11 protein-coding genes are annotated in these 19,838 nt (G+C 57.3%); 10 read left to right on the top strand and 1 reads right to left on the bottom strand.

Annotation, left to right across the window (positions count from 1 at the left end; genetic code table 11):
- Positions 1-18 precede the first annotated feature (18 nt).
- The 10 genes from fkpB to folA all read left to right on the top strand — a co-directional run bounded on the left by fkpB (position 19) and on the right by folA (position 18,946).
- Entirely contained in the window at positions 19-468 is a 450-nt protein-coding gene (gene fkpB / locus ACOTZB_RS09685) for an FKBP-type peptidyl-prolyl cis-trans isomerase (RefSeq protein WP_003856450.1), read from the top strand.
- Position 469: 1 nt separating this feature from the next.
- On the top strand, positions 470-1,420 hold the full coding sequence (gene ispH / locus ACOTZB_RS09680; RefSeq protein WP_047651573.1) for a 4-hydroxy-3-methylbut-2-enyl diphosphate reductase: 951 nt from the start codon (positions 470-472) through the stop codon (positions 1,418-1,420).
- 771 nt (positions 1,421-2,191) lie between these two features.
- The gene (locus ACOTZB_RS09675) at positions 2,192-9,412 is read left to right on the top strand and encodes an Ig-like domain-containing protein (protein WP_421627003.1); all 7,221 of its coding nucleotides are present in this window, start codon (positions 2,192-2,194) and stop codon (positions 9,410-9,412) included.
- 409 nt (positions 9,413-9,821) lie between these two features.
- Entirely contained in the window at positions 9,822-10,643 is an 822-nt protein-coding gene (dapB, locus tag ACOTZB_RS09670) for a 4-hydroxy-tetrahydrodipicolinate reductase (RefSeq protein WP_421627002.1), read from the top strand.
- Between the two features lie 453 nt (positions 10,644-11,096).
- Positions 11,097-12,245, top strand: a complete 1,149-nt coding sequence (carA, locus tag ACOTZB_RS09665; RefSeq protein ID WP_010427050.1) for a glutamine-hydrolyzing carbamoyl-phosphate synthase small subunit — start codon at positions 11,097-11,099, stop codon at positions 12,243-12,245.
- 18 nt (positions 12,246-12,263) lie between these two features.
- Positions 12,264-15,488: a carbamoyl-phosphate synthase large subunit gene (carB, locus tag ACOTZB_RS09660; protein ID WP_039260850.1), complete on the top strand. Its 3,225-nt coding sequence runs from the start codon at positions 12,264-12,266 to the stop codon at positions 15,486-15,488.
- Positions 15,489-15,626: 138 nt separating this feature from the next.
- Positions 15,627-15,860 carry a YgdI/YgdR family lipoprotein gene (locus ACOTZB_RS09655; RefSeq protein WP_023310357.1) on the top strand — a complete coding sequence of 78 codons (234 nt, stop codon included), beginning with the start codon at positions 15,627-15,629 and terminating at the stop codon, positions 15,858-15,860.
- 103 nt (positions 15,861-15,963) lie between these two features.
- On the top strand, positions 15,964-16,494 hold the full coding sequence (kefF, locus tag ACOTZB_RS09650; protein ID WP_023310358.1) for a glutathione-regulated potassium-efflux system oxidoreductase KefF: 531 nt from the start codon (positions 15,964-15,966) through the stop codon (positions 16,492-16,494).
- Entirely contained in the window at positions 16,487-18,352 is a 1,866-nt protein-coding gene (gene kefC, locus ACOTZB_RS09645) for a glutathione-regulated potassium-efflux system protein KefC (RefSeq protein ID WP_421627001.1), read from the top strand. The genes kefF and kefC overlap by 8 nt, the downstream gene beginning before the upstream one ends.
- 114 nt (positions 18,353-18,466) lie before the next feature.
- Positions 18,467-18,946, top strand: a complete 480-nt coding sequence (gene folA, locus ACOTZB_RS09640) for a type 3 dihydrofolate reductase (protein ID WP_008502023.1) — start codon at positions 18,467-18,469, stop codon at positions 18,944-18,946.
- A 39-nt stretch (positions 18,947-18,985) separates the two neighbouring features.
- Here the strand turns inward: folA and apaH are convergent, their stop codons facing one another.
- Complete coding sequence (gene apaH / locus ACOTZB_RS09635) at positions 18,986-19,834, bottom strand: bis(5'-nucleosyl)-tetraphosphatase (symmetrical) ApaH (protein ID WP_421627000.1); 849 nt, start codon at positions 19,832-19,834, stop codon at positions 18,986-18,988.
- Positions 19,835-19,838 lie beyond the last annotated feature (4 nt).

Below are 19,838 nucleotides of genomic sequence, written 5' to 3'. Positions count from 1 at the left end.
AACAAGCGAGCAATTTGCATGTCTAAATCCGTACAGAGCAACAGCGCGGTTCTCGTTCACTTCACGCTGAAGCTGGATGACGGCTCCACGGCCGAATCCACCCGCAATAACGGCAAACCAGCCCTGTTTCGCCTTGGCGATACCTCCCTGTCTGAAGGTCTTGAGCAGCAGCTTCTCGGTCTGAAAGAGGGTGAGAAAAAGGCTTTTTCGCTGGAGCCGGATGCCGCGTTTGGCGTGCCGAGTCCGGACCTGATCCAGTATTTCTCGCGCCGCGAGTTTATGGACGCGGGTGAACCGGAGATCGGAGCGATTATGCTCTTTACCGCTATGGACGGCAGCGAAATGCCTGGCGTGATCCGCGAAATCAACGGCGACTCTATTACCGTTGACTTCAACCATCCGCTTGCCGGGCGTACCGTTCATTTTGATGTTGAAGTGCTGGAAATCGATCCTGCACTGGAGGCCTGAAATGCAGATCCTGTTGGCTAACCCGCGCGGCTTCTGCGCCGGTGTAGACCGCGCTATCAGCATTGTTGAAAACGCGCTGGAAATTTACGGCGCGCCGATTTATGTACGTCACGAAGTGGTACATAACCGCTACGTGGTCGACAGCCTGCGCGAGCGCGGCGCCATCTTCATTGAGCAGATCAGCGAAGTGCCGGACGGCGCAATCCTGATCTTCTCCGCGCACGGCGTCTCGCAGGCGGTACGTAACGAAGCGAAAAGCCGCGATCTGACCGTCTTCGATGCCACCTGTCCGCTGGTGACAAAAGTGCATATGGAAGTGGCGCGCGCCAGCCGTCGTGGTGAAGAGTCGATTCTGATCGGCCATGCCGGTCATCCGGAAGTCGAAGGCACCATGGGCCAGTACAGCAACCCGGAAGGGGGAATGTATCTGGTGGAGTCGCCGGAGGATGTCTTTACGCTGAACGTGAAAAACGAAGCCCGTCTGTCGTTTATGACCCAGACGACGCTCTCCGTAGACGATACCTCAGACGTGATTGACGCGCTGCGTCAGCGCTTCCCGAAAATCGTCGGTCCGCGTAAAGATGACATCTGCTACGCGACCACTAACCGTCAGGAAGCGGTGCGCGCACTGGCTGAACAGGCGGACGTGGTGCTTGTCGTCGGTTCCAAAAACTCCTCTAACTCTAACCGTCTGGCCGAACTGGCGCAGCGTATGGGGAAAGCGGCGTTTCTGATCGACGACGCAACGGACATTCAGGAAGCGTGGGTAAAAGAGGCGAAATGTGTAGGCGTCACCGCAGGGGCTTCTGCGCCGGATATCCTGGTGCAAAACGTGATTGCGCGTTTACAGGAACTGGGCGGTGGCGAGGCTATTCCGCTGGAAGGGCGTGAAGAGAACATCGTTTTCGAAGTGCCAAAAGAGCTGCGTGTGGATATCCAGCAAATCGATTGAGAAAACGGGGAGCGAGGCTCCCCGTTTTGCTAATGGGATTCCCCAATTCAGCTTGCGCTCAGGTCCCATGGTCGAGGGTTCGCCTGTCTTCCTCCATCTGTTTTGGCGTGAGTGGTGGGATAGACTTTTAGCTGCCTGGACGTATATACAGGGATCTCAGCTTATTACACCAGACCTGAACGGAGCCGGCATCGAAATAGATCGCGTTCATCTTTCTATCCAGTACCAGTGGAATACAGGGATACAAATCTGGTTTACCTTCGCTTAACAACGTATTAATTTCTCCCTCCGCAAACAGGCTCAAATCAAAAAATCGCAGATACCATTTCTTAATATCCTCAAATGAATTCAGCACGATTAGCGTCTGATGACGGGCTCCCAACACAATCAATCTCCACGTAAACTATCCTATATATATTATGTATATATCCTTATGATTGTATTTTGGATATAAATAACGCCTACCTTTAAATATAAATCAAGATGGTTTTAAGTCCATTTTGGCATTGCTTTTTTTGTGTCGGATTTGTTTTATTTAATTGTTTTAATTGGGTTTTTTGTGGGGTCCAGTTTGGCACTTTTATTTGTTTGTCTTTCTGTGCGTTAAATTCATAATCCTCCGCGCATATAAAATTATTCTCTGGATTTTGCTTCATCTGTTTAATGTCGGACAGGGTTTCTCTGGCTGAAGCAAAGGCTATTGGTTTTTTTATGTTTTTACACTTTTAAAGGAAAAAAAGTTGTTAAATCGCCATCATCCACGGGGTCAAAATGAATCCTAAACTCAGTAAACTGTCTGCGACGGTTTGCCTGTTTTCGCAATTATTCAGCATCGCCTTACCGACTTTCGTGCCGGTTATTGCGCTCGCGCAGAATAAGCCGCAAACGCTCGCAGAAATAACCACCACACCTTATATTCTGAAAAAAGGCGAAACGGTCTCCGTTGTTGCCGCGCGTTATTCTCTCAGCGTTGATGCGCTGAAAAAACTTAACGTCTTCAGAACCTTTAGTAAGCCTTTTGAGAAACTCGTAGAAGGCGATGAAATCGATGTTCCGGTAAATAACACCACTAAAAAAGACACTGCCGGAAATACCCCTGAGGGTGCTGACGCCTTCTGGGCAAACCGGGCCTCCTCGCTCGGCAGCACACTCTCTTCAGACCATCCTGCCGATCAGGCAGCCTCGATGGTTAAAAGCATGACCACCGGTGCGGCGGTCTCCACCGTTGAGCAGTGGCTCGATCAGTTCGGCACCGCGAAAGCGAAGCTGAACCTGGACGATGATTTCACCCTCGACGGCTCATCGCTCGACGTCCTGCTGCCGCTCTATGATCAGCAGAATAACCTGCTGTTCACGCAGCTCGGTTACCGGAACAAGGATTCCCGTAACACCCTCAATGCCGGCCTCGGTTTCCGTACCTTCCACGGCAACTGGATGTACGGCATCAACAGCTTTTATGATGACGACGTGACGGGTAATAACCGCCGCCTGGGCGTGGGTCTGGAAGCCTGGACCGATTACCTGAAACTCGGCGCCAACAGCTACACCGGCCTGACGGGCTGGCACCAGTCCCGCGACTTCGCCGATTACGATGAACGCCCGGCTGACGGTTTCGACATCCGCGCCGAAGGCTGGCTGCCGGCTTATCCGCAGCTCGGCGGCAAACTGGTGTACGAGCAGTATCGCGGTGATGAGGTCGCCCTGTTCAGCAAGGACGACCGTTCCAGCGATCCGAAAGCGGTCACCCTGGGCCTGAACTATACGCCGGTGCCGCTGGTGACGGTGGGTGTTGACCACCGCCAGGGGCAGAGCGGGCAGAATGACACCCGTCTGAATCTCGAATTTAATTACGAGCTCGGTCTGCCGTGGAACAAGCAGATCGACGATTCGCTGGTGGCCGCCCGCCGCACGCTGGCAGGCAGCCGTCTTGATCTGGTCGATCGTAACAACGATATCGTCCTTGAGTATAAAAAACAGGATCTGATCCACCTGACCCTGCCGGCGCTTCTCGAAGGCAAAGCCGCTGACAAAGGTAACATCAGCGCCACCGTCAAGGCCAAATACGGTGTCGATCATGTCGAATGGGACTACAGCGAAATCCTTGCGGCGCAGGGCAGTGCCGTCGCCGTCAACAAGCAGACGCTGGAGATCACCTTCCCGCCGTATCAGACCACCGGCAGCAATGTGTACCACATCAGCGCGGTGGCCTACGATCCGCATCACAACAAGTCAAACCGTGAAACCACGGAAATCCGCGTCAGCGAGCCGGATGCGACCATCAGTGACGGGGACCTGATTGTCACCGTGGACGGGGCGGCCGCCAACGGCGAGGCCACCGACACGGTGCAGGCGAAAGTCACCGACAGCGCGCACCACGCGGTCGCCGGGGTGAAAGTTGAGTTTACCGCAGACAACGAGACGCGAGTGATGACGGCCTCGGCGGTCACCGACGTAAACGGTCTGGCGACAACCAACCTGACTAACATCCACGCGGGCAAATCAAACGTGACCGCCACGGTGAACGGTTCAGCCCGCAGCGTCCCTGTCAGCTTTGTCGCCGATAACGGCAGCGCGGTGATTGCCGACGGCAACCTCACCGTTACCCGCGACAACGGTAAAGCGAACAACAGCGACACCAACCACGTTCAGGCGAAAGTCACGGACAAAAACGGCAACACCGTTTCGGGCACCACGGTGAGCTTCTCCAGCACCGTCAGCGGGGCCACTATGGTGACGGCGTCTGCGGTCACGGATGAAAACGGTATTGCAGGCACCGACCTGACCAGCAACATGTCGGGAGTGGTTCCGGTGAAAGCAGCGGTGAACGGTACCGACAAATCGGTCGACACCCACTTCGCCCAGGATGACAGCAGCGCCACCATTGGTGCGGGCGATTTTGTCCTCACCACGGATAACGCGAAAGCCAACGGCAGCGCCACCAACGCGGTGAAGGCGACCGTGAAAGACGCGAACGGCCTGCCGCTTGCCGGCGTGGTGGTCAGCTTCAGCGCAACTAACGGGGCGAACGTTGCCAGCGCGAAGGCCACTACCGACCAGAGCGGGGTCGCCACCACGACGCTGACCAGCACGAAAGCCGGAATCTCTGCGGTCACCGCCAGCGTCAGCAATGCCACGGGCGGCAGCAGCCAGTCGCTGGACGCGCATTTTGTCGCGGACGACAGCACGGCGACGATTTCTGCCGGTAACCTGACGGTGACCACCGACAACGCGAAAGCGGACGGCAGCGCCACCAACGCGGTGAAAGCGATTGTCACGGATGCGAACGGCAACGTTCTCGCCGGACAGAGCGTGAGCTTCTCTGCCTCCAACGGTGCAACGGTCATCACCGCCTCCGCCACCACGGACGCGGACGGTGTGGCCACCACCACGCTGACCAACAGCAAATCCGGGATCACCAGCGTAACCGCCACGGTGAACGGCAACAGCCAGTCTGTGGACACCACCTTCCTGGCCGACAGCAGTACGGCGGGTATCAGTTCCGGTAACCTGACGGTGACCACCGATAACGCGAAAGCGGACGGCGCGGCCACCAACGCGGTGAAAGCGATTGTCACCGACGCGAAAGGCAACCTGGTAAAAGACGCCACGGTGACCTTTACCGCCTCTAACGGGGCTACCATCACCACGGCCTCCACCACCACGGACGTTAACGGTATCGCTACCACCACGCTCACCAACAGCAAAGCCGGTGTGGCGAAAGTGACCGCCAGCGTCAACGGCAGCAGCCAGACCGTGGACACCACCTTTGTGGCGGACAGCGGCACGGCAACCATCAGCGAAGGCAACCTGACGGTGACCACCGATAACGCGAAAGCCAACGGCACGGCCACCGACGCGGTGAAAGCTATTGTGACGGATGCGAAGGGCAACCTGGTTTCCGGTGTGGCAGTGACCTTTACCGCCACAAACGGGGCGACGGTGACCACCGCCTCTGCAACCACGGATGCGGACGGTATCGCCACCACCACCCTGACGAACACCAAATCCGGTGTGGCGAAAGTAACCGCCAGCATCAACGGCAACAGCCAGTCTGTGGATACCACCTTTGTGGCGGACAGCAGCACGGCGACCATCAGCGACGGTAACCTGACGGTGACCACCGACAACGCGAAAGCGGACGGGTCGGACACCAACGCGGTGAAAGCGATTGTGACAGACGCCAACGGTAACCTGGTTTCCGGTGTGGCAGTGACCTTTACCGCCACCAATGGCGCGACGGTGACCACCGCTTCCGCGACCACGGATACGGACGGTATCGCCACCACCACGCTGACCAACAGCAAATCCGGTATTGCCAAAGTGACGGCGACCGTCAACGGCAACAGCCAGACGGTGGACACCACCTTCCTGGCGGACAGCAGCACGGCAACCATCAGTTCCGGTAACCTGACGGTGACCACCGATGGCGCGAAAGCGGACGGGGCGGATACCAACGCGGTGAAGGCGATTGTCACCGATGCGAAAGGTAACCTGGTGAAAGACGTGACGGTGACCTTTACCGCCACCAACGGCGCCATCATCACTACGGCCTCCGCCACCACCGACGTTGACGGTATTGCCACCACCACGCTGAGCAACACCACGGCCGGCACGGCGAAAGTGACCGCCACCGTCAACGGCAACAGCCAGACGGTCGACACCACCTTTGTGGCCGACGGCGGCACGGCAACCATCAGTTCCGGCAACCTGACGGTAACCACCGATAACGCGAAAGCCAACGGCAGCGCCACCAACGCGGTGAAGGCGATTGTCACCGACGCGAAAGGCAACCCGGTGAAAGACGCGGTAGTGACCTTCACGGCCACCAACGGCGCAGTGATTACCACGGAGTCTGCGACCACCGACGCCGACGGTATCGCCACCACCACGCTGAAGAACACCAAAGCGGGTGTTTCTGCGGTGACCGCGAAAGTGAACGGCAACAGCCAGTCTGTGGACACCACTTTTGTGGCGGACAGCAGCACGGCGACCATCAGTTCTGGTAACCTGACGGTGACCACCGATAACGCGAAAGCGGACGGCACGGCCACCGATGCGGTGAAAGCTATCGTGACGGATGCGAACGGCAACCTGGTTTCCGGTGTGGCAGTGACCTTTACCGCCACTAACGGGGCCACCATCACCACCGCCTCTGCCACCACCGATGCGGACGGTATTGCCACCACCACGCTGACCAACACCAAATCCGGTGTGGCGAAAGTGACGGCCACCGTCAACGGCAACAGCCAGACCGTGGACACCACCTTTGTGGCGGACAGCAGTACGGCGACGATTTCGTCCGGTAACCTGACGGTGACCACCGATAACGCGAAAGCCAACGGCAGCGCCACCGACGCGGTGAAAGCCATTGTCACTGACGCCAACGGTAACCTGGTGAAAGACGCGACGGTGACCTTTACCGCCACCAACGGCGCCACCATTACCACCGCCTCTGCCATCACCGATGCGGACGGTATCGCCACCACCACGCTGACCAACACCAAGTCCGGCGTAAGCAAAGTGACAGCTACCGTCAACGGAGCCAGCCAGACCGTGGACACCACCTTTGTGGCGGACAGCAGCACGGCGACCATTACCGACGGTAACCTGACGGTGACCACCGATAACGCGAAAGCCAACGGCAGCGCCACCGATGCGGTGAAAGCGATTGTCACGGACGCCAACGGTAACCTGGTTTCCGGTGTGGCAGTGACCTTTACCGCCACCAACGGCGCCACCATTACCACCGCTTCTGCCACCACCGATGCGGACGGTGTGGCAACGACCACGCTGACCAATACCAAATCCGGTGTGGCGAAAGTGACGGCCACCGTCAACGGCAACAGCCAGACCGTGGACACCACCTTTGTGGCGGACAGCAGTACGGCGACCATTAGTTCCGGTAACCTGACGGTGACCACTGATAACGCGAAAGCTAACGGCACGGCCACCGATGCGGTGAAAGCCACTGTCACCGATGCCAACGGCAACCTGGTTTCCGGTGTGGCAGTGACCTTTACCGCCGCCAACGGGGCGACCATCGTGACGGAATCGGTCACCACCGATGCCGACGGTATCGCCACCACCACGCTGACCAACACCAAATCCGGTGTGGCGAAAGTGACGGCTACCGTCAACGGTGCCAGCCAGACCGTGGACACCACCTTTGTGGCGGACAGCGGGACGGCAACCATTACCGACGGTAACCTGACGGTGACTACCGACAATGCGAAAGCCAACGGCACGGCCACCGACGCGGTGAAAGCCATCGTGACGGATGCCAACGGTAACCTGGTGAAAGACGCGACGGTGACCTTTACCGCCACCAACGGCGCCACCATCACCACCGCCTCCGCCACCACGGATGCGAACGGTGTGGCAACGACGACGCTGACCAACACCAAAGCCGGTATTGCCAAAGTGACGGCGACGGTGAATGGTAACAGCCTGTCTGTGGACACCACCTTTGTGGCCGACAGCAGTACGGCGACTATCAGCGACGGCAACCTGACGGTGACCACCGACAACGCGGTGGCCAACGACAGCGACACCAACGCGGTGAAAGCGATTGTCACCGATGCCAACGGTAACCCGTTGAAAGACATGACGGTGACCTTTACCGCCACCAACAGCGCGAAAATCACCACCGCCTCTGCCATCACGGACGCCGATGGTGTGGCCACCACTACGCTGACCAACACCAAAGCCGGTATTGCAGCGGTGACGGCCACCGTTAACGGCAACAGCAAGTCAGTGGACACCACCTTCGTGGCCGACAGCAGTACGGCGACCATTGCGACGGGTAACCTGACGGTCACCACCGACAACGCGGCAGCAAACGGCACGGCGACGGATGCGGTACAGGCGAAAGTCACCGATGCCAACGGCAACCTGGTGCCGGGTGTGGCGGTTGCGTTCAGCGTCACCACCGGGGCGACGGTTGTCACCGCCTCTGCCACCACTGACGCCTACGGACTGGCGAAAACCAACCTGACCAGCGAGAAGTCCGGTGCCTACACGGTAACCGCCACGCTTGGCGAGGCCAGCCAGACCGCCACGGTGAACTTCAAAGCGGACGCGACCACGGCAGTCACCACGCTGGTAGCCGATGTGACCACGCAGCCTGCTGACGGTGAAACCGCCGTGGTGGTGACCGCCACCGTGAAGGATGCGAAGGGTAACCTGGTGCCAAATGAAAACGTGGTGTTTACCACCACCGGCGCGGCGACGTTAGGCGATGCCACCGTGACCAAAACCGTTGCCACCGACGCGAATGGTCAGGCGAAGCTGAACGTGACGGATGTCACGGTGGAAGCGGTAACCGTTGCGGCGAAGTCCTCGTCCAACGCCAGTGATACTGGCGGCAGCGTGGACCTGACCTTTACCGCGCCACCGCCGGCACCGATGCCGTCCACCACAAAAGTTGCGGTTAACGGCGCTAACTTTGCCGTCGATGCCGGCTTCCCGAAAACAGGCTATGACGGCGCTACGTTCCAGATTGCCATCAAAGGCGATGCGGCTAACAACGCCAATTATACCTGGTCAGATAACAGTGACTGGGTCTCCGTGGACAGTACCGGTACGGTGACCTTTAGCGGTGAGGGCACTTCGGATGAAGTGACCATTACCGCCACGCCAAAAAATGGCGGAGTCACGTATGAGTACAAGTTCCAGTTAAACACATGGTTTAAGGACCCTAAAGTTTCAGTCTCTCCAGGCAACGTAACAACAGGTTGTTCTGCTTTAGGTAATGGATATTCTGTGCCTTCCTATACCAAATTGACAAACGGTGTATATTTAGGCAGCAGCGTCCCGTCCACACGTACTGCAACAGGAGGACTTCTCTGGAGTGAGTGGGGGGACCTCCCCGGAGGGGATCTATGGACCTCCGATGTTGTTAACGGTGAGCAAGTTTATCTAGCCACTGATGGAACATTACATTCGGCTAAGGTAAATCTCTACAAAGATGTTGCCTGCTCAAAAGCGTTATAACCCAACATCATTGCATGCAGTCATGATTAAGCGTTAAGAGTATTAAAATGTCATCAAATGGGAGCCTCCGGCTCCCATTTTTTACGCCCCTGGCGTCCCCGGCAAAACTTTCCCCTGCCTGTGCGGCGTAGATACCCCATTCTGACTCTCAAGGAAAGCGACGATATCATCGATATCTTTCTGCGGGAGTGACAGACTTTTACGCAACCATCGGATCGGCAAAACGCATCTTTCTGCCACCGGCGCGGGTGATGAGAGTCTTGCGGTTTTTGCCGATCGTCATGTCTTTTACTGATATTTAAGTCGGTTTCACGTTAAATTCTAATTATCGGTGTTTTCAGTTGGCAGCAGAGAGCAAGGCTGGTTAATCTGAAAACGGTTTACATCATTTTAACGTAAGAGAATAACTATGCATGATGCACAGATCCGTGTCGCTATTGCGGGCGCGGGTGGACGTATGGGCCGTCAGCTGATTCAGGCGGCACTTCAGATGGATGGCGTAGCGCTTGGCGCGGCACTGGAGCGTGAAGGTTCGTCGCTTCTGGGAACCGATGCCGGTGAGCTGGCGGGCGCAGGCCACACGGGCGTTACCGTGCAAAGCAGCCTGGAGGCGGTAAAAGAGGACTTCGATGTATTCATCGATTTTACCCGCCCGGAAGGGACGCTCGCGCATCTGGCGTTTTGTCGTCAGCACGGCAAGGGGATGGTGATCGGCACCACCGGTTTTGACGATGCGGGCAAACAGGCTATCCAGGATGCATCAAAAGAGATTGCGATTGTCTTCGCGGCAAACTTCAGTGTGGGCGTTAACGTCATGCTGAAGCTGCTGGAGAAGGCCGCGAAGGTGATGGGCAACTATACCGATATCGAGATCGTAGAAGCTCACCACCGTTACAAAGTTGATGCGCCATCGGGTACGGCGCTGGCGATGGGCGAAGCGATTGCTCATGCACTTGATAAAGATTTAAAAGACTGCGCGGTCTATGCCCGCGAAGGTTACACCGGCGAACGCGTGCCTGGCACCATTGGTTTCGCAACCGTGCGAGCGGGTGACATCGTCGGCGAACACACGGCGATGTTCGCCGATATTGGCGAACGAGTCGAAATTACGCATAAAGCCTCCAGCCGGATGACGTTTGCCAACGGCGCCGTACGTTCCGCCTTGTGGCTGAAAAGCAAGAAAAACGGCCTTTTTGATATGCGAGATGTGCTCGATCTCAACAATCTGTAAGCATTATTACCCATCGTGATGTGGTTATTGCAGTCGTAATTGTTTGATTGCATAGGGCAATATTTTATTGCCCTTTTATTTTGCCTGTCTTATAGTGAATTTTACTTTAAAGACATAAATGTCTATGTGTTGTTGCGTTTTAACGTTACTGAAATGTAAATTTTGACCATTTGGTCCACTTTATTCTGCGCCATCGCGTTATTTTTTATTAAACTAGGCGCGCAAGCGTTTTCCGCAGTGATTTACCTGATCTTTTTGTCGCTTAAGCTCTGTTACGCTCGCCAGGCTTGCAAAAGTCTAAGCAAAATATCCGTTTTAAGTTGACTTTTACCCACCAAATCTCCAGAATGCCGCCGTTTGCCAAAAATCCGCTGGCAACACATTTGCATTGATCCATGACGTGCTATGAATTAATATGCAAATAAAGTGAGTGAATATTCTCTGGAGGGTGTTTTGATTAAGTCAGCGCTATTGGTTCTGGAAGACGGAACCCAGTTTATCGGTCGGGCCATAGGGGCAACGGGTTCGGCGGTTGGGGAAGTCGTTTTCAATACTTCAATGACCGGTTATCAAGAAATCCTCACTGATCCTTCCTATTCTCGCCAAATCGTTACTCTTACTTATCCTCATATCGGCAATGTCGGCACCAATGCGGCTGACGAAGAATCCTCTCAGGTACATGCGCAAGGCCTGGTCATCCGCGACCTGCCGCTGATTGCCAGCAACTTCCGCAATACCGAAGACCTCTCTTCTTACCTGAAGCGCCATAACATCGTGGCGATTGCCGATATCGATACCCGTAAGCTAACGCGTCTGCTGCGCGAGAAGGGTGCACAGAACGGCTGCATCATCGCGGGTGATAACCTCGATGCGACGCTGGCGCTGGAAAAAGCGAAAGCCTTCCCGGGCCTGAACGGCATGGACCTGGCGAAAGAAGTGACTACTGCTGAAGCCTACAGCTGGACGCAGGGTAGCTGGACGCTGGAAGGCGACCTGCCGGAAGCGAAAAAAGAGAGCGAGCTGCCGTTCCACGTGGTGGCCTACGATTTCGGCGCCAAGCGCAATATCCTGCGCATGCTGGTTGACCGCGGCTGCCGCCTGACGGTGGTGCCGGCACAAACGTCCGCCGAAGACGTGCTGAAGATGAATCCGGACGGTATTTTCCTGTCCAACGGCCCTGGCGACCCGGCGCCGTGCGATTACGCCATCGCCGCCATCAAGTCCTTCCTGGAAACCGACATCCCGGTATTCGGCATCTGCCTCGGCCATCAGCTGCTGGCGCTGGCGAGCGGTGCGAACACCGTTAAGATGAAGTTCGGCCACCACGGTGGTAACCACCCGGTGAAAGATATCGATAACAACACGGTGATGATCACCGCGCAGAACCACGGCTTTGCCGTCGATGAAGCCTCGATGCCGGCTAACCTGCGCGTGACCCATAAGTCGCTGTTCGATGGCACCCTGCAGGGCATTCATCGTACCGATAAGCCAGCGTTCAGCTTCCAGGGACACCCGGAAGCCAGCCCGGGCCCGCACGACGCCGCGCCGCTGTTCGATCACTTCATCGAACTTATCGAGCAATACCGTAAGACCGCTAAATAATCAGGAGCCGAGAAGACAATGCCAAAACGTACAGACATAAAAAGCATCCTGATCCTTGGCGCTGGCCCGATCGTGATCGGCCAGGCCTGCGAATTCGACTACTCCGGCGCGCAGGCGTGTAAAGCCCTGCGCGAAGAGGGTTACCGCGTTATCCTGGTGAACTCTAACCCGGCCACCATCATGACCGACCCGGAAATGGCTGATGCGACCTACATCGAGCCTATTCACTGGGAAGTGGTGCGTAAAATCATCGAGAAAGAGCGTCCGGACGCGGTGCTGCCAACCATGGGCGGCCAGACGGCGCTGAACTGTGCGCTGGAGCTGGAGCGTCAGGGCGTGCTGGAAGAGTTCGGCGTGACCATGATCGGTGCGACCGCCGACGCGATTGATAAAGCAGAAGACCGTCGCCGCTTCGACGTGGCGATGAAGAAAATCGGCCTCGACACCGCGCGTTCCGGTATCGCACACAACATGGAAGAAGCGCTGGCCGTCGCGGCTGACGTGGGCTATCCGTGCATCATCCGTCCATCGTTCACCATGGGCGGCACCGGCGGCGGCATTGCCTACAACCGCGAAGAGTTTGAAGAGATTTGCGAACGCGGTCTGGATCTCTCCCCAACCAAAGAGCTGCTGATTGATGAATCGCTGATTGGCTGGAAAGAGTACGAGATGGAAGTGGTGCGTGATAAAAACGACAACTGCATCATCGTCTGCTCCATCGAAAACTTCGATGCGATGGGTATCCACACCGGTGACTCCATCACCGTTGCGCCAGCCCAGACCCTGACCGACAAAGAGTATCAAATCATGCGTAACGCCTCGATGGCGGTATTGCGTGAAATCGGCGTTGAAACCGGCGGCTCTAACGTGCAGTTCTCCGTTAACCCGAAAACAGGCCGTCTGATTGTTATCGAAATGAACCCGCGCGTGTCCCGCTCCTCCGCGCTGGCTTCTAAAGCGACCGGCTTCCCGATTGCGAAAGTGGCGGCGAAGCTGGCGGTGGGTTACACCCTCGACGAGCTGATGAACGACATCACCGGTGGCCGCACCCCTGCGTCCTTCGAGCCGTCAATCGACTACGTTGTAACCAAAATTCCACGCTTCAACTTCGAGAAATTCGCAGGCGCGAACGACCGTCTGACCACCCAGATGAAATCTGTCGGTGAAGTGATGGCGATTGGCCGCACGCAGCAGGAATCCCTGCAGAAAGCGCTGCGCGGTCTGGAAGTGGGCGCGACCGGCTTTGACCCGAAAGTGAGCCTGGACGACCCGGAAGCGCTGACGAAAATTCGTCGCGAGCTGAAAGACGCGGGCGCAGAGCGTATCTGGTACATCGCCGATGCCTTCCGTGCGGGCCTGTCCGTCGACGGCGTGTTCAACCTGACCAACATCGACCGCTGGTTCCTGGTGCAGATTGAAGAGCTGGTGCGTCTGGAAGAGCAGGTTGCTGAACTGGGCATCAACGGCCTGGACGCTGACTTCCTGCGCGTGCTGAAGCGTAAAGGCTTCGCCGACGCGCGTCTGGCTAAGCTGGCGGGCGTGCGTGAAGCCGAAATCCGCAAGCTGCGCGACCAGTACGACCTGCACCCGGTCTACAAGCGCGTGGACACCTGTGCGGCTGAATTCTCGACCGACACCGCCTACATGTACTCCACCTATGAAGACGAGTGCGAAGCGAACCCGTCCGTCGACCGCGACAAGATTATGGTGCTGGGCGGCGGTCCAAACCGTATCGGCCAGGGCATCGAGTTCGACTACTGCTGCGTACACGCCTCGCTGGCGCTGCGCGAAGACGGTTACGAGACCATCATGGTCAACTGTAACCCGGAAACCGTCTCTACCGACTACGACACCTCTGACCGCCTCTACTTCGAGCCGGTTACCCTGGAAGACGTGCTGGAAATCGTGCGCATCGAGAAGCCAAAAGGCGTTATCGTGCAGTACGGCGGCCAGACCCCGCTGAAGCTGGCGCGCGCGCTGGAAGCAGCAGGCGTGCCGGTAATCGGCACCAGCCCGGACGCGATTGACCGTGCGGAAGACCGCGAGCGTTTCCAGCAGGCGGTTGACCGTCTGAAGCTGAAACAGCCGGCGAACGCCACCGTGACCGCCATTGAAATGGCCGTTGAGAAGGCGAAAGAGATTGGCTACCCGCTGGTGGTGCGTCCTTCCTACGTGCTGGGCGGCCGCGCGATGGAAATCGTTTATGACGAAGCCGACCTGCGCCGCTACTTCCAGACCGCGGTGAGCGTCTCCAACGATGCGCCAGTGCTCCTCGATCGCTTCCTCGACGACGCGGTGGAAGTGGATGTTGACGCCATCTGCGACGGCGAAATGGTGCTGATTGGCGGCATCATGGAGCATATCGAGCAGGCGGGCGTGCACTCCGGCGACTCCGCCTGTTCTCTGCCAGCGTACACGCTGAGCCAGGAGATTCAGGACGTGATGCGCCAGCAGGTGCAGAAGCTGGCCTTCGAGCTGCAGGTTCGCGGTCTGATGAACGTCCAGTTCGCGGTGAAAGACAACGAAGTCTATCTGATTGAAGTCAACCCGCGTGCGGCACGTACCGTACCGTTCGTCTCCAAAGCCACCGGCGTACCGCTGGCGAAAGTGGCGGCGCGCGTGATGGCGGGCCAGACGCTGGCGCAGCAGGGCGTGACCAAAGAGATCATCCCACCGTACTACTCGGTGAAAGAAGTGGTGCTGCCGTTCAACAAATTCCCGGGCGTTGACCCGCTGTTAGGGCCAGAAATGCGCTCTACCGGGGAAGTGATGGGCGTGGGCCGCACATTCGCAGAAGCGTTCGCGAAGGCGCAGCTGGGCAGTAGCTCCACCATGAGAAAATCAGGCCGTGCGCTGCTCTCCGTTCGCGAAGGCGACAAAGAGCGCGTGGTTGACCTGGCCGCCAAGCTGCTGAAACAGGGCTTCGAGCTGGACGCGACCCACGGTACCGCGATTGTGCTGGGCGAAGCCGGCATCAACCCGCGTCTGGTGAACAAGGTGCATGAAGGGCGTCCGCACATTCAGGACCGTATCAAGAATGGCGAGTACACCTACATCATCAACACCACCGCAGGCCGCCAGGCGATTGAAGACTCCAAGCTGATTCGCCGCAGCGCGCTGCAGTACAAAGTGCACTACGACACCACCCTGAACGGCGGTTTCGCGACGGCCATGGCGCTGAACGCGGATGCCACCGAGAAGGTGATTTCGGTTCAGGAAATGCACGCGCAGATTAGCAAGTAAGTAAAAATGCCCGGTGCCGTTCGGTTGCCGGGCATTCTCCCATCTTCAGAACCTTCTGGTTTTTCATCCGCATTCAGTCAGTTAGCCTAAAATGGTTAGGTCGATAACGAAATTCAACTGAGAGCAGGGGAAAACACCATGCAAAATAAATTACTGATCGCTTCCGTTCTGGCTGCCACGACAATGTTTACCGTTGCGGGCTGTTCGTCTAATCAGGCCGTAAAAACCACCGATGGCAAAACTATCGTCACCGACGGCAAACCGCAGGTAGATGACGATACCGGTCTGGTGTCGTATAAAAACGCCGAAACCGGTCAAACCGAGCAGATCAACCGTGACCAGGTGAAATCCATGGGCGAGCTGGATAACTAATTCAGAATTCTGACGTAAGCCCGTCAATAATATTCACTATTAGCCTGTTGAATTACTGACTACACTCTTTTGTTAAAAGAAAGCAGTAACAACAGGCTAATCAATGATTCTGATAATTTATGCCCATCCTTATCCGCAGCACTCGCATGCGAATAAGCGGATGCTTGAGCAGGTAAGGACGCTTGATAACGTAGAGATACGTTCCCTCTATCAACTTTATCCCGATTTTAATATCGATATCGCCGCCGAACAGGAGGCGCTCTCCCGTGCCGATCTGATTATCTGGCAGCACCCCATGCAGTGGTACAGCACGCCCCCGCTCCTGAAGCTGTGGATTGATAAAGTCTTCTCCCACGGCTGGGCGTACGGACACAACGGCAATGCGCTAAAAGGAAAAAGCCTGATGTGGGCGGTCACCACCGGCGGTGGTGAAAGCCATTTTGATATCGGTTCCTTCCCGGGTTTTGACGTTCTGGCGCAGCCGCTGCAGGCGACTGCGCTCTATTGCGGTCTGAACTGGCTCCCGCCTTTTGCGATGCACTGCACGTTTGTTTGCGACGATGAAACGCTGCAGGCGCAGGCTCGCCATTATAAACAACGCTTACTTGAGTGGCAGGAGACGCATCATGGATAGCCATACGCTGATACAGGCGCTGATTTACCTCGGCGCGGCGGCGCTGATTGTGCCCGTGGCGGTACGTCTGGGGCTGGGCTCGGTTCTCGGCTACCTGATTGCGGGCTGCGTCATTGGGCCGTGGGGCTTTCGGCTGGTCACGGATGCCGAGGCGATTCTCCATTTCGCTGAAATCGGCGTGGTGCTGATGCTGTTTGTGATTGGCCTGGAACTCGACCCGCAGCGGCTGTGGAAGCTTCGCGCCTCGGTATTTGGCGGCGGCGCGCTGCAGATGGTGGCCTGCGGCCTGCTGCTGGGCGGGTTCTGCATCCTGTTGGGCATGGACTGGAAAGTGGCTGAGCTCATCGGCATGACGCTGGCGCTCTCCTCGACGGCGATTGCCATGCAGGCGATGAACGAGCGAAACCTGACGGTCTCCCAGATGGGACGCAGCGCGTTCTCGGTGCTGCTGTTCCAGGACATTGCCGCTATCCCGCTCGTGGCGATGATCCCGCTGCTGGCGGCCAGCGGTTCCTCTACCACGCTGGGCGCTTTTGCTCTGTCGGCGCTGAAGGTGGCGGGCGCGCTGGCGCTGGTGGTGCTCCTTGGCCGCTACGTGACCCGCCCGCTGCTGCGGTTTGTTGCCCGTTCTGGCCTGCGCGAAGTGTTCAGCGCCGTAGCGCTGTTCCTGGTGTTTGGCTTCGGTCTGCTGCTGGAGGAAGCCGGGCTGTCGATGGCGATGGGGGCGTTCCTCGCAGGCGTTCTGCTGGCGAGCTCTGAATACCGTCACGCGCTGGAAAGCGATATCGAGCCGTTCAAAGGACTGCTGCTGGGGCTGTTTTTCATCGGCGTCGGGATGTCCGTCGATTTCGGCACGCTGGTGACGCACCCGCTGCGGATCGTCATCCTGCTTGTCGGCTTCCTGGTCATTAAAATGGTGATGCTGTGGCTGATAGCTCGCCCGTTGAACGTGCCGGGCAGGCAGCGCCGCTGGTTCGCCGTGCTGCTGGGGCAGGGGAGTGAATTTGCGTTCGTGGTCTTTGGCGCCGCGCAGATGGCAAACGTGCTCGATCCCGAGTGGGCGAAGGCGCTGACGCTGGCGGTGGCACTGTCGATGGCGGCGACGCCCGTGCTGCTGGTGGTGCTGACGCGCCTGGAAAAAGCGGGCAGCGAGCAGGAGCGCGAGGCCGACGAGATCGACGAGGAGCAGCCGCGCGTCATCATCGCCGGATTTGGCCGCTACGGGCAGATCGTGGGGCGTTTGCTGCTGTCGAGCGGGGTGAAAATGGTCATCCTCGATCACGATCCCGATCATGTCGATACCCTGCGTAAATTTGATATGAAGGTGTTTTACGGGGATGCAACCCGCGTCGATCTGCTGGAATCCGCCGGGGCGGCAAAAGCCGAGGTGTTGATTAACGCCATTGACGATCCGGAAACCAGCATGCAGATGGTTGAGCTGGTAAAAGAGCATTTCCCGGCGCTGACTATTATCTCCCGCGCGCGCGATGTGGATCACTACATCCGGCTGCGGCAGGCGGGCGTAGAGGCGCCGGAGCGTGAAACGTTCGAAGGCGCGCTGAAGTCTGGCCGCGTGGCGCTGGAAAACCTGGGGCTCGGCGCATATGAGGCACGCGAACGGGCAGACCTGTTCCGCCGCTTTAATACCGAGATGGTTGAAGAGATGGCGGCGATGGCCGGCAGTTCGGCCACCGAGCGCGCGGCGGTGTTCAAGCGCACCAGCGCGATGCTGACGGAAATCATTAACGAGGATCGTAATCACCTGTCGCTGATCCAGCGTCATGGCTGGCAGGGCACGGAAGAGGGCAAGCATACCGGCGATCCGGCTGACGAGCCCGAGAGTAAACCTTCCGCGTGAAGTGGAGTTGCCAGCAATAATAAAAAATTTCTTTATCTTTACCCTGCCGCCAGTCGACGAAAGATTAAGCTTTCCGTATAGTGGCGGCAATTTTTTGCATCCGGGAAATTTTCAATGATCAGTCTGATTGCAGCGCTGGCGGTGGACCGCGTTATCGGTATGGAAAATGCCATGCCGTGGAACCTGCCTGCCGATCTCGCATGGTTTAAACGTACTACGTTAAACAAGCCGGTAGTGATGGGCCGCCTGACCTGGGAGTCGATTGGTCGTCCATTACCGGGCCGTAAGAATATCGTTATCAGCAGCCAGCCGGGCACTGACGATCGCGTCGAATGGGTAAAATCAGTAGACGAGGCGATTGCTGCATGCGGCAATGCCGAAGAGATCATGGTGATTGGCGGTGGGCGCGTGTACGAGCAGTTCCTGCCAAAAGCGCAGAAGCTGTATCTGACCCACATTGATGCAGAAGTGGAAGGGGATACCCATTTCCCGGACTACGATCCGGACGAGTGGGAATCGGTATTCAGCGAATTCCACGACGCGGATGCACAGAACTCCCACAGCTACTGCTTCGAGATTCTGGAACGTCGTTAAGTGATTTTCCCTCTCCCGGCCGGGAGAGGGAATAGCGTATCAGGAGGCAACGGCCTCGCTTTCTCCTAAGTCCAGCTGTCGGTTGGACGGCTGCACAAAGTAAGCTTTATCTTCCCAGCGTAAGCAGGTTAACTCTCCGCCCCAGCAGCATCCGGTATCCAGACCGTAAATCCCTTCCGGTGTTCCTTTTCCTTCCAGCGCAGCCCAGTGACCAAATACCACGCTGTACTCGCTGGTCACCGGTCCCGGAATGGCAAACCACGGTTTCAGCGGAGCGGGCGCGCTTTCCGGCGTCTCTTTGGAATACATGTCCAGCTGTCCGTTCGGGAAGCAGAAGCGCATGCGGGTGAAGGCGTTGGTGATAAAGCGCAGACGGGCCAGACCGCTGAGATCCTCGCTCCAGTGGTTCGGCATATCACCGTACATGGCATCGAGGAAGAAAGGATACGAGTCGCTCGCCAGCACCGCCTCAACGTCACGCGCGCAGGTTTTCGCCGTCTCAAGATCCCATTGCGGGGTGATCCCGGCATGCGCCATGACCAGCTTTTTCTCTTCGTCGATCTGCAGCAGGGGCTGACGGCGCAGCCAGTTAATCAGATCGTCCGCGTCCGGCGCATCCAGCAGTGGGGTGAGGCGATCTTTAAGTTTGTTGCGGCTGATCCCGGCGAAAACCGCCAGAAGATGCAGATCGTGATTGCCCAGCACCATGCGCACGCTATCGCCGAGTGATTTAACGAAGCGCAGAACCTCAAGGGAGCCGGGGCCACGCGCGACTAAATCGCCCGTCAGCCAGAGCGTGTCCTGTCCTGGCGTAAAGTCGACCTGTTTTAATAATGCGATCAGTTCATCGTAGCAACCGTGAACGTCGCCAATCAGATATGTAGACATTAGA

The organism is Enterobacter cloacae complex sp. SHL020 (assembly GCF_049236945.1).
Lineage (GTDB): Bacteria > Pseudomonadota > Gammaproteobacteria > Enterobacterales > Enterobacteriaceae > Enterobacter > Enterobacter dykesii.
This window is presented reverse-complemented; position numbering and strand designations above follow the sequence as displayed.